Here is an 11,554-nt window from a genome sequence, read left to right as displayed (position 1 = left end):
AAGGTCACTGAATGACCTGGATGACCTTCCGAGAGGAAGGTTCGACGATCACACGCTGATCGTTAACGATAGCGTATGCGTACTTCGGGTCATCGGGAATGGGCGTGACGACCACGGTTTCCGGCAGAGGCTGTCCGACGACGACTTTCTCCTTCACCACGACGCGCTCGGTCGGGGCGGGAGCCTGTTGAACATAGGTCACCACCTTCTGCGGCGGCGGATCGATGACGCTACCCGCCACACCGCCAACGATGCCGCCGACAGCAGCACCCACCGGGCCGCCGACGACGGCACCCGTTGCGGCACCACCTGCTGCACCTGTCACCGTCGAAGACTGCGCAAAGGCAGAAGTCGATGCCAACAGGATGCTCGCGGCAATTCCTAGTGCCTTGATCTTCATCTGTTTTCCTCCTTGTATGTTTGATTCCGCTGGGGACCAAACCGCAGGATGGAGGAAGTGTTCCAGAAGTAGGACTTCAGACCGGGCCTCCTCAGACCTTGGTCCTAGCCCGCAGAACTCGGCAGCCTGTTGGGTTGGAAAGCGAAGCAGCATCCGGTCCTTGATTGGGGTTCGCTATGTTCTCGGGCGGCATGCCATGGCAGGTGGCAAAAGAGAAGATTCGAGAGGCCCACTCCAAAGACAGTTCGCAGCGCTTTTGCGGGAACAGCAGTTCGAGGTCATTGTCCCTGCCCCAAATTCGACCCCTGCGCGCGAAGCTGCCGATTGCGCCCGGTCGGGATCTGAAGGCGGCGTGAAGCCCGAGGCGCGATACGCGCCAGTCCCAGTCAACGGCAACCGGGACCCCTGGCCACCGGACGCCCGTTTTTAAGCAGAGGCAGCAACCTCGTGATCGGTGTCTGCCCATTCCACATCCAGAGGCGCGCTGATCAGGCAACGCAGGCCACCGTCGTCGTAAGCAAGTTCTGCACGGCCCTTGAGCTGTCCCGAGGACATCGCCTCGATCAAGCGCGACCCGAACCCCCGCCTTGAGGGAGGCTTAACTGGGGGGCCGCCGCTTTCACTCCACAGCAGTATGAGCGACGGGTCGGGTGAACCTTCCAACTTCCATGACACTGCGATTTTTCCCGACTCGGCTGATAAGGCACCGTATTTCGCGGCATTGGTGGCCAGCTCATGTACAATGAGCGCCAGCGCGACCACTGCTTTGGGCGAGATATTGAGATCCGGCCCGCTAATGTCGAGACGCTCCGCCGGATACGCTGACAGCGCCTCGGAAACCACATTTCCAAGGCTTGCCGCCTCCCAATTGCCATGGGTGAGCAAATCATGCGCTCTCGCCAGGCTTTGGAGCCTGGCGTCGAAAGCTGCCCTCGCCGCCTCGGCATCCGGCGCTCCCGCGAATGTCTGACGAGCGATCGCCGCAACCGTCGCCAAGATATTCTTGACCCTATGGTTCAACTCGGCGATCAGAACCTCCTGCACCCGCTCCGCTTCCTTGCGCGCCGTAATATCTCTCGCGATTTTCGAGGCGCCAACGATGCGTCCCTCTACGTCATAGATCGGAGATACCGTAAGGGAGACGTCCAAGAGTTTTCCGCTCCTATGGCGCCTGATCGTCTCATGGGTCTCGATACGCTCCCCGGCCTTGATGCGCGCGATGATGCGCGCCTCCTCGTCCACGCGATTATCTGGAATAAGAACCGTCACCGACCGGCCGAGAATTTCGCTGGATGAATAGCCGTAGAGCTTTTCGGCTCCATCGTTCCAGTCGGTCACCATCATGGCGAGATCGATACCGAGGATTGCGTCTTCAGAGGAGGAAATGATCGATGCCAGGCGTTTGAGCTTAGCCTCGTAGCCGACCCGACCCGTCGTTTCGCTGACGATGCAAAAGACCGCCAGGACCCTGCCGTTTTCATCGAATACCGGCGAATAGGAAATATCGAAATAAACCGTTTCCGGCTTGTGATGCCTCTCGATATAGAAAGGCCTGTCCTTGGCGAAGACAGTCTCGCCGGTCTCCAAAACCTTGCGCAGCAGCGGCTCCAGATCATCCCACAGCTCGGCCCAGTTTTCCTTTGCCGGCTTTCCCAGCGCCGCCGGATGCTTTGCTCCAATCGTCGGTGCATAGGCGTCATTGTATATGGCGATGAGTTCTGGGCCGCAGAACATGACGATCTGGGCACGCGAGGGAAGCGCTATATCAACCGCGCATCTGAGCTGGATCGGCCACGACGAAACCGGCCCGAGGCTGGTGTTTGCCCAATCATAGCGGAGGATGAGCGCGGCCAATTCGCCCTGATGGGGCACAGCGGGATTACTTTCGTGCATGAAACGGGCCTCGGTCTTTTCGTCATTCTTGAAAGTTCGCGGGCGGCAAGTCAACGGTGGAAAGGGAGCAAGACCGGCCAGGAGACATGTCGCTTGACGCGATCGCGGATTGAGATCGACTTAAAAAAAATCGAGGCGAATCCACTAGACTCCGTGGGGGAAAGCGCTAGGTCAAGTCTCCCAAACCTAGATCAACATCGCATGCAGGATACCGATCGATATCACAAAGAGGCTCGCCGCGCCGGCGACCGGCTGATTGCTAGGCACGTGAAGGAAGACCCCTTCGCGGCGGCATTCAAGGCGACGCGCATGCCGATGATCGTCACTGATCCCGCTCAGCATGATAATCCCATCATCTTCTGCAACGCGGCTTTCGAAAAAATGACGGGCTACTCGAATGATGAGCTCATCGGCCGCAACTGCCGCCTGCTCCAGGGGCCGGAGACAGACAGGCGGAGGGTAGGTTACATTCGCGACAGCGTCGCGCGAGGCCAAGACATCTCCGTCGACATCCTCAATTACCGAAAAGACGGCAGCACCTTTTGGAACGCGCTTTTCATCAGTCCGGTGCGCGATGACGAGGGAAGGATCATCTATTTTTTCGCCTCGCAGCTGGATTTCACAACCGTCAAAAGCCGTGAAGCGGAACTTGCATTGGCCCGACATCAAGCGGAAGAGGCAGTTGCAAGGAATATGGCGGAACTGAAATCAGCCCTTTTGGCAAAGACCCTTCTCATCCACGAAGTCGACCATCGGGTCAAAAACAATCTCCTGACCATGGCGTCGATCGTCAAACTGCAGGCGCGGTTCACGCAGGACACGGTCAAGAAGCAGACGCTGATGTCGGTGCTCAACAGGGTAGAAGCACTGAGTACCGTGCAGCGAAAACTTTTCACCCTCGACGACATTGCCCGATTCGACGTCGCGGACTTCATCCGCGAGCTGGTCACCGACCTTGTCAGCGGCGTCGGACGGAATGACATCCGGCTGACGCTCGACCTAGCGCCGCTCCTCGTTCCGGCCGTCAAGGCGACACCCCTGTCGCTGATCGTCAACGAGCTCGTGGTGGACGCGGTCAACAGGGGTCTCAGCGACGGCGGCGGCGCGATCCACGTCGTCGTAAAACGGATGCACGGCCACTTTGTGATCCGGGTCGAGGACACGACGACTCCCGTCGAGCCGGACGCGGAAGCCGCCGAGTTCGGGCGGCTTCTCCTGGAAGCATCGGCCCGTCAACTCGCAGCCAGTGTCGAACGCAAGATCGAAGGCGACAAGACAGTGGTCGAGGTCATGCTGCTGATCGACGAACATCAGGAGAACGAGAATTGAAAGTCATGATCGTCGAGGACGAGATGCTGCTCGCCATGGAGCTTGAAATCGAGGTGGAAGCAGCCGGACACGAGGTCGCGGGCATCGCGATGAATAGCAGACAAGCGCACGATCTGCTGGCTGCGCAAAAACCGGATTTCGCTTTCGTCGACGTTCAACTGATGGACGGACCGACGGGAATCGAAGTCGGCCGCTCTTTAGCCGCTGCAGGCATTCCCTACGTCTTCGTTACAGGCAACATCAAGCGATTGCCGCCCGATTTCGTGGATGCGCTTGGCGCGATCGAAAAGCCCTACACGATGAACGGCATGAAAAACGCGTTAAATTACATCTCCGCCATCCTATCGGGAAACGAGGGGCCGGACATACCGCCAAATCTCGTGCTGGCCAACGATAGCCAGCCCCAGCCTGTCAACAAGTAAACGAGGACCTACCTGGATTCCCGGGGCCCGACATTTGTGCATTGCCGCTGTCTAGGAGGTTAAGCTGCGGGGCAAGACCCCCTCTTTGGCCAGGGGGAGTTCGTCAATGTTTGCGAGAGCCCGTTCCTTGATGAGATACCGCCGAACATTTTCACGAAGGGAGTTCAACGGGAAAATCCCTTGTGCTGCCAGTCGGCAGGCTTTCACCAGCACCTCGTAGGTCATGCCTCGTCTTTCCGCCGGCCATTCATCAAGCAGGTCGAATAAGTCTTCCAGGCTTGCCACTTCCTGAATGTGGTGGCCCCGCTTAACGAAGAGCGGTCTGTCAAACAATGTGCTTGTCATCGCTGTCTCCTTTCTAAGCTTTTTGATCCCGACAATCTGGGAACGGTAAGTTGGATCTTCAAGCCTGAGCCTGGTGTGCCTTGAAGGCAATAAGTTCGCGGCGGCAGCGGGGCGAATCTCCAGAGATGAACCGAATTTCAAGCACAGTCATAGACGAGACGGCGGGGCTTGTGTTCCTCGATGGCAGCCTCTCATTCAGCCTGAGATCGGAAGTCATGAAGATGCTCCGCTCATCAGCCTCATCGACCGAGCCAGGCCTCGCGAGTTCTTCGACACGAATGCCATCAAGCGTCCAGCCATGGGACAAGGCGATGGCGTTGAGTTCGGCGGCCGTCTGCGACAGCGCCACGTAGACGCAGCTTTCGGCCACTTCGACACCGGCGCGCAAAAACCGCGGTGCAGCAGTCGTCTTGCCGGATCCCCGAGCGCCCTGAAGCATATATAATTGGACGCGGGAAGGCCGCTGCGGAGGATTTCATTCAATCCTTATAATCCGGTGTTGACAACAGAGGGAGTTTTTCGTTTGGGCGTGGCCACCTTCCGTAGAATATCCGGGCGGCGCCCGCCGGTGCGGCCACCGACGCGTCAGGGATATGGAACACGCTATGTGGGCTCAGCACTGGTCTCGTTATTAGGCACGGCGCCGAACATCGCGTTCGCCGCATCAGGCTTTCAGTGCAGCGCCAAGGGTCCGGCATCGCGGCTGCGTATTCGAAGAGCGTTTGAGGGTTATCGGCGATTTTCAGCGGAGGATGGATCCTTCCCGCCGCCCAAGTGTTACCGTGCTCGAGGCCATGCCAGAGATGCTGGCGGCCGGAACGGAGAGCGTTGAGGTGTCTGATATCGGCGCGGCGGTTCTTGTTGTTGAGGACGAGGTTCTCGTCCGCCTGGCCATTGTGATATCGCTCGAGGATGAGGGGTTCACGGTCTTCGAGGCCTCTGACGCGGACGCTGCGATAGAAATACTGAATGTCCACGCAGAGATCCGGCTGATGTTCACCGATATAGACATGCCAGGATCGATGGATGGTCTTAAACTCGCCGCGGCGGTACGGGACCGATGGCCCCCTGTCAAGATCATCGTGACATCAGGGCACCATGACCTAAATGACGAGGTCCTGCCAGTCGAAGGCCGGTTCTTCAGCAAGCCATATGATCATAGTCGGGTTGTCGGCACCGTGAGAGAGATGGTCGCCGCCGTCTAAATGCGCGCGAAAACTCAATTGACCCAGATTGATTATTGACTCGCAGGGAGATGAGAACATAATAAGAACATAAGGCGCCGCGGCAGCCCTTCTGAAAACCGAAGTACGGAGCACGGATATGCGAGAGCGGCCGATCGGCGAAGCCGTGGAAGACGATGAGCGTGCAAAGGTGATTGCCTACCACAGAGGCGATACGCACGCGGCCATAGACACCCTTCTGGAAGATATCCGTCACCTTCGCCGGCAGTTGGCATTGACCGAAGGCGCCATGAGCCGGGGCATGGCCCGCGGCTGGCGACCGAGCTACCATCGAGACTGATATGCCCAAGATCACCCATGAGCGAAAGCGACTGCGATGGCCGATCCGCGGTGTCGAACCCGAGACCAGGGCTGACACCTATGCTTGACCGTCCCCAACCAACGTCCGTGTCATTCGAAACCGCTCTGCGGGACTGGTGGTCGTCGCAGCCGCGGGCTTTCCGCGAGAGCGTTGGTCTGTCGGCCGCGCGCGCTTGCTTTCGCGCGGGATACACGGCAGGCAAGCAAACGACCGAACGGCGCTTCGTATTCAAAGCCGGCCGCATGCGCATCACTGTCTGGGCAGCGGGCATCATGGAAGCAAAGAAGAAAGCCGAAGCCGAGGCTGATTTCCGCGCGGCCCAGAAGGGGTGGCCGGTCCCGAAAGCCGGCTGGCAACTCCAGGAGGAAAGATGAGCGACACCGACAGACGGCCACTGACGGAAGCGCCGCGAATGCATGTCCACTATTGCGAGGAAAAGGGATGCGCCGAGTGGGGTGGCTGGGGCAACAGTCCTTCTCCGGCCGGGGCGACCCGCTGGTGGTGCTTCGAGCATTTCCCGCACAAGTCATACGAGCAGGAACAGGCACTCGGGCGGAAGCGGGAGGCGGCCGAGCGTGGAGATAGCGTTCAATGGTTGCTGGGCGGATCATCCGCGCATCTTTGACCATCGGCGACGGCGACACGGTAAAATGCGGCGGGCACAACATGCGGTTGCGGGAAAGGCGCTCCCTTCGTTTCTGCCATCGACCCGGCGGAATGTACGCGGAATACTGAAGGAACGGAAGCCGGCACTTGTCACCAAGGAGAGGCCAAAAGAGCTGCTGGCCGAGCGCGGGCTGAAAGTGATGTTCAGCGGCATGGACCCCGCGCATGCAGCGAACGGAGAGGGTTGTGTCACGAAAGGCGCCCGTGAACTCATTTCATTCGGCAGCGAAGCTCAGTGAACGACGGTGATCACCGGAATGCCAGCTTCGTCGGCGGCACGGATCAGCGCTTCTCGTGCGTCCTCGGCCGAGACGTCCCCATGAAGTGCATCCCGGCACGCCCTAATTGCCGTGAGATACTCTTCACCATCGTCGATGGGCCAGCAGGCCGTCAGCATATTGGCGGCCTCCCAAAGGGTTGCGACAAGTTTGTACTTTTCCGGCCCATTCACAACGAGCATCAAGGGACTAAACTCTCCGGATCTGTGCCATTTCATGACGTTAGGTCTCCCCACGATAAACATATTAGTAACCGTGCAAGAACCGTTCCGTGATCCCCTGGCATGCCAAAGCTCGTTTCGCGGGCCGCATAAGTGAGAGGACATAAACGCGCTTCGGGCGCCTTGGCATCGCCAGCGTCAGCTTGGGCCTTGGCAGGGTAAAACTCGCCAGCCTCCTCGCCCGCCATGCTGAAGCCAACAAGGCCGCCGACATGTTCGCGATGAAGTCGAACGCCCCGAATCATTCCGGAACGCCGACATCATCGAAATACCCCTTCATCCAAGAATGACCACGATTGCCCTTCGGACCAGCCCCTGCGCTGCTGCGTCGCCATGTTCACTCACCGATATCTCGATTGGCGAGCCATGGAGCCGCGGATACCATACTGCGTGCAGGATCCTCGGATCGTCTTATTCGTCTCTCCGCAAGAGCGCTGGTTTTTTTGACCTCGGACCCTTGCCGTTCCCTATCGAGGACTCGGTCATTTCCCGAGCCCGTCGGCGGCGATCGGTTCGCTGCTCGAGAAAAGCATCTCTTCACGCCACCACCTCTTGAATAAATCGAGGGACACGCGAGTTCTCCCGGTTAGCAAGGAGGAAACCATGTCCGTACCCAACGAGCCCATCGTTCCGCCGCCAGCGCCGCCGATCGGCAATCCCGAACCTGAGCGAGACCCTGGGGAGACTCCGCCGCCTGTCGGCCCCGAGCCAGACGACGGCAACGATCCGATGACGCAAGCTCATGCCCAGGAGGCCCAACGACGCCCGACTTGGGGACTGCTCTGCCGCGGCGTTCAGGTGCATGCTGCTGACTGAGATCGTGGACGTGGGAGTGAGTTTCCCGGCCTTGGGTAGATCCGCTTGATCATTGCAGGCATAAGCGGGCGACGCTGCAAATCCAAAATGCTCTTAGAACGCGTTGGCTTCATCGAAGATTGCGTGAACCAGAAGGCCGCGATACCTCATGATACGGGCTGCCTATCCGGTACGCTGCACGCCTCCTGCAACAGCGCGGCTCCAATTCCTTTTCCCAGCCAGTTGCGATCGATAGCCAGACGGCCAGGACTGCCATGGGAACCGGGGTGGGGCATGTTGCGCCGGATCGCTGCCGGCGCGTCCGCGACCGTCAGCGCTCCCGATGGGCAGTAGTATCCGACGACGCGCTCGCCCTCGCAAACCACATAAGTTCGCGATGCGCTGCTGACCTGATTGGCCCGCGACCGGCGCGCGGCCATTCATCGGGGCGGGTATGGGTATCAGTGGCGTTTTTGCTGGTCATGGCCTTCTCCTTCAAGCATTACACCACAAACGCATACGACAATCTGTATCCACTTCTTGCCGTATTGCGGGGTGCCCAAAGGCTCCCTTTCAGCTTCCTTTGGACACGGGCGCTGATCCGAAGTCTGCCCATAGCCATAAAACGCGCCCCCAATGATGTGAAATGAAACGGCTACCAGACGACGTTTTAAACGTTCACGGAAGCAAACTGAGTGCAAGCCTCCATTCAAGATTTCACGATAGCGCCATTCATGGCTGACGATGGCGATCATGATCTGCAAGTCAATTCTGCTTGTCGCGTCTATAGGGCTCATACGCGAGGCGGCAACTATGCGCGTCTTAGGCTTGCATCGGCTACTTATTCTGCGGGCTTAAGAGTAGGCCGCTTTTGGTGGTGTCGACAGACCGGATTTCCGCAAGCTTTTTCGTCACTCGCCGAACAATAGATCTTCGTCGTCGTTAAGCTCCCGAAAGGAGTTTCCGATGTCAAAGACCACAAACGGCCTCAATGACCGCCCGAAGGATTCCACAATCGCCCAGAGCGGTCCCGGCCTTCCGGACGATTCAGGCCAACCCATCGAAGCGACCAACCAGGAAGTGGAACGTGTCCGCGCGAAGTTCGAAGGCGACGCCCGAAAGAAGCTGCAGGCGGAAATCGACGAGCAGGTCGAGAAGCCCCAACGCGGCACCGCGTGAGTTCGCCGATGCCCGGAGCGTTCACTTCGATCAGCATATTCGCATTCGATCTCGATGATAGTGGGCAGCCGGTCCGGGCATGGGAAACGGTTTTCCACGGGGAAGAGGCAGGGGCTGTCGAAGAAGCTAGGGAGGCTGCGAGGACGCACGCTGGCGCCCTCGTCGTGAAACGGGAGGGACATCCTGCGGTGGGCGAGGTAGGCGATCCCGTCATACTCTTCCAGACCGGGAAGATCGGCGATTTCAACTAAGCAGGCGTCAAGTCCCGTCGTCACCCGGCCAATCGTTTGCGGGCTCCTGGAGCGGCGTCGTCGTCGGGCGGGTCAGGATCGCGTTCGAGCGCCTCGCGCAGGAGGCCCACCTGCTCAACGATCGCATTGAAGACGTCAAGCCTGCCTCGCGCCGTTCACCACGAAGCTGTCGACGACTCCGGCAGCTTCAGCGGATCCTTCCCTTACCAATCTTCATGGCTCACTTCGTCTTCCTCTTCTTCTTGACCAGCTCGTCCTGAAGCTCGATCCATACTGGGGCGTGATCACTGCTGTGTCCCAGCCGCGAACGTGCTTGTCGACCTCCGCCTTCGTCAGCCGTCTGGCTGCCTCCGAACTTAGGATAAAGTGGTCGATGCGAAGGCCGGCGTCGCGCGCGAATGCGTTTCGGAAGTAGTCCCAGAACGTGTAGATGCGCTCGCCTGGATGCAGATGGCGAAGCGCCTCCGTCCAACCCTGCCCGACAAGCTTCTTGTAGGCCTCCCGGACCTTGACGCGGAAGAGGGCGTCGTTCGTCCAGCGTTCGGGTTTGTAGACGTCCAACTCGGTGGGCATGACGTTGTAGTCGCCGACGAGCACGACAGGCACCCCGAGCTCGAGCAGTTCGGCCGCGTAGTCGTGGAGACGGCGGAACCAGCGGAGCTTGTAGTCGAATTTCGGGCCTGGATAGGGGTTTCCGTTCGGCAAGTACAGGCAACCGACTACGATGCCATCGACGATCGCTTCAATATAGCGGCTGTGCTCGTCCTCCGGCTCGCCGGGCAGCCCCTTTCTAGTGAGATGCGGCTCCTTCCCCATGTGAGGATGGCGACGCCGTTCCAGGACTTCTGGCCCTGCCAACCGCCCCATAGCCGGCTGCCTCGATCGCTTTGATCGGGAACTTCTCTTGCGGGGCCTTCAGCTCCTGTAGGCAGACGACGTCCGGCTTGGCTTCATCAAGCCACCTCAGCAAGACTTCGAGGCGGCCGTTGACACCATTGACGTTGTAAGTCGCAAGCTTCACGGCTCAGTGCCGGCCGATTTCCGCCTCGACCTTTTTGCGAGAGTTCCCAGCCTTCTTCACGGCCCTATTGACCGTTTCCTTTGGAACGCCTTCCTTTTTCGCCTCGTAGCGAACCTCGTGATCCTGTCCGCCAGCGACCTTCGCGCGATCCTGAGCACGGCCCCTCGAAGTGGTTGCCATTTTCGTATCTCCTGATGATAACGGTCACCGGGAAACGGACACCGATTCAGGAAGTTCCGGCGTTCAGGCTGGTCTCGCCAATGAGCTGCACATTCTCGAGGCATGTATGCCGTTAAATCGCACGCGGCAACGTCCACATCCTGGGACCGCGACAAGCTGATCGAGACCGCCGGCGGCTGCCGCCCTCAAATTCTCCGGCAGCTTTGGTCGCCGCGATCCTCTCGTCATGGGGATAAAGAACGCGGAAGCAGGGGACGTCGACGATGGCGATCGAAGTGTCGGAGGCTGCTGCCTTATCGGCCGATATCAGGCAGAACCCCTACAAGGATTCGACCATCGGTGAAGTACGGATCGCCGCCACCGTTGCGACCATCTTTCGTCGCACCGACGCCTGCGCGCTCGTAGGTCATGGAGATCTGCCCAGCGCCCTTGAGGTCGCCGATCACCAGCTCGCGCTCGGCGTCGAGATCGGGTCCGATATGGTGGGTGATCTGCCCGGTGTCGTGGCTGACGCCGACGCCGCGGTCGAAGCTGGCGGAGCCCAGCCACAGCGGCTGGCCGTCGGCGCCGACCGTCGCCGTTTGCCAGAGACGTATGTGGTGGCGCTCGTCCGCGCTTCGCCCGACAGGCTTTTCGAATGCCAGATCCTGTTTCCGACCGTCGAAGAACAGCGGACTGACGGGCGCATCGAGATCCGGACGATCGAGCACCACGCTCAGGCCGATTTCGACCGAAGAGAGTAATGTTACTCTGTCGGCCGGATCCCAGCCCGAGGCGGCGAAGGCCCTGATCACCTGCTGCTTCGGGCCGACGAGCCCGACGTTGATTGGATCGCCCGGAATGTCGTCGCCGGTGGTCGTGACCATCCGGCTGAAATCGGCAACCGTACTCCGGTCACGGAAGATCCAAAGCTCCGGCATCACCAGGTAGCAGACGAGCAGATAGGCCAGGAGGACGGCGGCGAGAACGCCCGCAGCCGACCTCCATCCGCCTCGGCTGTTTCTCCCCAGCCTCATTGCGATATGCCGC

16 protein-coding genes and 2 pseudogenes are annotated in these 11,554 nt (G+C 59.5%); 8 read left to right on the top strand and 10 right to left on the bottom strand.

Features of this window, described 5'->3' with window-relative positions; genetic code table 11:
• Positions 1-4: 4 nt before the first annotated feature.
• Together AC244Q_RS29620 and AC244Q_RS29615 are read right to left on the bottom strand one after the other, a co-directional pair.
• Positions 5-400, bottom strand: coding sequence for a DUF1236 domain-containing protein (locus tag AC244Q_RS29620; protein ID WP_003554242.1), 396 nt, complete (start codon positions 398-400; stop codon positions 5-7).
• Between the two features lie 426 nt (positions 401-826).
• Positions 827-2,293, bottom strand: coding sequence for a PAS domain S-box protein (locus AC244Q_RS29615; RefSeq protein WP_128405714.1), 1,467 nt, complete (start codon positions 2,291-2,293; stop codon positions 827-829).
• A gap of 201 nt (positions 2,294-2,494) precedes the next feature.
• Between AC244Q_RS29615 and AC244Q_RS29610 the strand changes: the two genes are divergently transcribed.
• Together AC244Q_RS29610 and AC244Q_RS29605 are read left to right on the top strand one after the other, a co-directional pair.
• Positions 2,495-3,622: a PAS domain-containing protein gene (locus tag AC244Q_RS29610; RefSeq protein ID WP_128405720.1), complete on the top strand. Its 1,128-nt coding sequence runs from the start codon at positions 2,495-2,497 to the stop codon at positions 3,620-3,622.
• Positions 3,619-4,044: a response regulator gene (locus AC244Q_RS29605; protein WP_003554248.1), complete on the top strand. Its 426-nt coding sequence runs from the start codon at positions 3,619-3,621 to the stop codon at positions 4,042-4,044. Before AC244Q_RS29610 ends, AC244Q_RS29605 begins: the two co-directional genes overlap by 4 nt.
• 51 nt (positions 4,045-4,095) lie before the next feature.
• Here the strand turns inward: AC244Q_RS29605 and AC244Q_RS29600 are convergent, their stop codons facing one another.
• Both AC244Q_RS29600 and AC244Q_RS29595 read right to left on the bottom strand, forming a co-directional pair.
• Positions 4,096-4,389: a DUF982 domain-containing protein gene (locus AC244Q_RS29600; protein ID WP_128405713.1), complete on the bottom strand. Its 294-nt coding sequence runs from the start codon at positions 4,387-4,389 to the stop codon at positions 4,096-4,098.
• Positions 4,390-4,453: 64 nt separating this feature from the next.
• A pseudogene (locus tag AC244Q_RS29595) lies at positions 4,454-4,872 on the bottom strand (ATPase domain-containing protein); the annotation flags it as partial.
• Positions 4,873-5,192: 320 nt separating this feature from the next.
• Between AC244Q_RS29595 and AC244Q_RS29590 the strand changes: the two are divergent.
• The 4 genes from AC244Q_RS29590 (at position 5,193) to AC244Q_RS29575 (ending at position 6,559) form a co-directional block, all read left to right on the top strand.
• Positions 5,193-5,594 carry a response regulator gene (locus tag AC244Q_RS29590; RefSeq protein WP_164902263.1) on the top strand — a complete coding sequence of 134 codons (402 nt, stop codon included), beginning with the start codon at positions 5,193-5,195 and terminating at the stop codon, positions 5,592-5,594.
• A gap of 118 nt (positions 5,595-5,712) precedes the next feature.
• Positions 5,713-5,913, top strand: a complete 201-nt coding sequence (locus tag AC244Q_RS29585; RefSeq protein WP_003554253.1) for a hypothetical protein — start codon at positions 5,713-5,715, stop codon at positions 5,911-5,913.
• A gap of 80 nt (positions 5,914-5,993) precedes the next feature.
• Positions 5,994-6,308, top strand: coding sequence for a hypothetical protein (locus AC244Q_RS29580; protein WP_003554255.1), 315 nt, complete (start codon positions 5,994-5,996; stop codon positions 6,306-6,308).
• Positions 6,305-6,559 (top strand): hypothetical protein, encoded by a 255-nt coding sequence (locus tag AC244Q_RS29575; protein ID WP_003554257.1) that lies wholly within the window; start codon positions 6,305-6,307, stop codon positions 6,557-6,559. Before AC244Q_RS29580 ends, AC244Q_RS29575 begins: the two co-directional genes overlap by 4 nt.
• Positions 6,560-6,832: 273 nt before the next feature.
• Here AC244Q_RS29575 and AC244Q_RS29570 read toward each other — a convergent pair whose 3' ends face one another.
• Complete coding sequence (locus tag AC244Q_RS29570) at positions 6,833-7,096, bottom strand: DUF982 domain-containing protein (RefSeq protein WP_003554259.1); 264 nt, start codon at positions 7,094-7,096, stop codon at positions 6,833-6,835.
• Between the two features lie 606 nt (positions 7,097-7,702).
• Between AC244Q_RS29570 and AC244Q_RS29565 the strand changes: the two genes are divergently transcribed.
• A complete protein-coding gene (locus AC244Q_RS29565; RefSeq protein WP_012763433.1) occupies positions 7,703-7,915 on the top strand; it encodes a hypothetical protein in 213 nt (70 codons plus the stop codon).
• A 146-nt stretch (positions 7,916-8,061) separates the two neighbouring features.
• Here the strand turns inward: AC244Q_RS29565 and AC244Q_RS29560 are convergent, their stop codons facing one another.
• Both AC244Q_RS29560 and AC244Q_RS29555 read right to left on the bottom strand, forming a co-directional pair.
• Entirely contained in the window at positions 8,062-8,334 is a 273-nt protein-coding gene (locus AC244Q_RS29560; RefSeq protein ID WP_348630277.1) for a GNAT family N-acetyltransferase, read from the bottom strand.
• A 21-nt stretch (positions 8,335-8,355) separates the two neighbouring features.
• The gene (locus tag AC244Q_RS29555) at positions 8,356-8,658 is read right to left on the bottom strand and encodes a hypothetical protein (protein WP_128405710.1); all 303 of its coding nucleotides are present in this window, start codon (positions 8,656-8,658) and stop codon (positions 8,356-8,358) included.
• 202 nt (positions 8,659-8,860) lie between these two features.
• Here AC244Q_RS29555 and AC244Q_RS29550 point away from each other — a divergent pair, with 202 nt between their 5' ends.
• The gene (locus tag AC244Q_RS29550) at positions 8,861-9,073 is read left to right on the top strand and encodes a hypothetical protein (RefSeq protein ID WP_003554263.1); all 213 of its coding nucleotides are present in this window, start codon (positions 8,861-8,863) and stop codon (positions 9,071-9,073) included.
• Positions 9,074-9,544: 471 nt separating this feature from the next.
• Here the strand turns inward: AC244Q_RS29550 and xth are convergent.
• The 3 genes and pseudogenes from xth to AC244Q_RS29535 form a co-directional block, all read right to left on the bottom strand.
• Positions 9,545-10,345: pseudogene (gene xth / locus AC244Q_RS29545) on the bottom strand (exodeoxyribonuclease III).
• Positions 10,346-10,348: 3 nt separating this feature from the next.
• Positions 10,349-10,525 (bottom strand): DUF3606 domain-containing protein, encoded by a 177-nt coding sequence (locus AC244Q_RS29540; protein WP_003554271.1) that lies wholly within the window; start codon positions 10,523-10,525, stop codon positions 10,349-10,351.
• Between the two features lie 293 nt (positions 10,526-10,818).
• Positions 10,819-11,541, bottom strand: a complete 723-nt coding sequence (locus AC244Q_RS29535) for an LssY C-terminal domain-containing protein (RefSeq protein ID WP_012763435.1) — start codon at positions 11,539-11,541, stop codon at positions 10,819-10,821.
• Positions 11,542-11,554 lie beyond the last annotated feature (13 nt).

The sequence above is a fragment of the Rhizobium sp. CB2179 genome, from assembly GCF_057653455.1.
Note: the sequence above shows the minus strand (reverse complement) of the source record. Positions and strands in the feature narration are given on the sequence as shown.

Coding starts and splice junctions, on each gene's coding strand:
- AC244Q_RS29620 (WP_003554242.1), bottom strand. CDS start 400: ATGAAGATCAAGGCACTAGGAATTGCCGCGAGCATCCTGTTGGCATCG.
- AC244Q_RS29615 (WP_128405714.1), bottom strand. CDS start 2,293: ATGCACGAAAGTAATCCCGCTGTGCCCCATCAGGGCGAATTGGCCGCG.
- AC244Q_RS29610 (WP_128405720.1), top strand. CDS start 2,495: ATGCAGGATACCGATCGATATCACAAAGAGGCTCGCCGCGCCGGCGAC.
- AC244Q_RS29600 (WP_128405713.1), bottom strand. CDS start 4,389: ATGACAAGCACATTGTTTGACAGACCGCTCTTCGTTAAGCGGGGCCAC.
- AC244Q_RS29590 (WP_164902263.1), top strand. CDS start 5,193: ATGCTGGCGGCCGGAACGGAGAGCGTTGAGGTGTCTGATATCGGCGCG.
- AC244Q_RS29585 (WP_003554253.1), top strand. CDS start 5,713: ATGCGAGAGCGGCCGATCGGCGAAGCCGTGGAAGACGATGAGCGTGCA.
- AC244Q_RS29580 (WP_003554255.1), top strand. CDS start 5,994: ATGCTTGACCGTCCCCAACCAACGTCCGTGTCATTCGAAACCGCTCTG.
- AC244Q_RS29575 (WP_003554257.1), top strand. CDS start 6,305: ATGAGCGACACCGACAGACGGCCACTGACGGAAGCGCCGCGAATGCAT.
- AC244Q_RS29570 (WP_003554259.1), bottom strand. CDS start 7,096: ATGAAATGGCACAGATCCGGAGAGTTTAGTCCCTTGATGCTCGTTGTG.
- AC244Q_RS29565 (WP_012763433.1), top strand. CDS start 7,703: ATGTCCGTACCCAACGAGCCCATCGTTCCGCCGCCAGCGCCGCCGATC.
- AC244Q_RS29560 (WP_348630277.1), bottom strand. CDS start 8,334: ATGGCCGCGCGCCGGTCGCGGGCCAATCAGGTCAGCAGCGCATCGCGA.
- AC244Q_RS29550 (WP_003554263.1), top strand. CDS start 8,861: ATGTCAAAGACCACAAACGGCCTCAATGACCGCCCGAAGGATTCCACA.
- AC244Q_RS29540 (WP_003554271.1), bottom strand. CDS start 10,525: ATGGCAACCACTTCGAGGGGCCGTGCTCAGGATCGCGCGAAGGTCGCT.
- AC244Q_RS29535 (WP_012763435.1), bottom strand. CDS start 11,541: ATGAGGCTGGGGAGAAACAGCCGAGGCGGATGGAGGTCGGCTGCGGGC.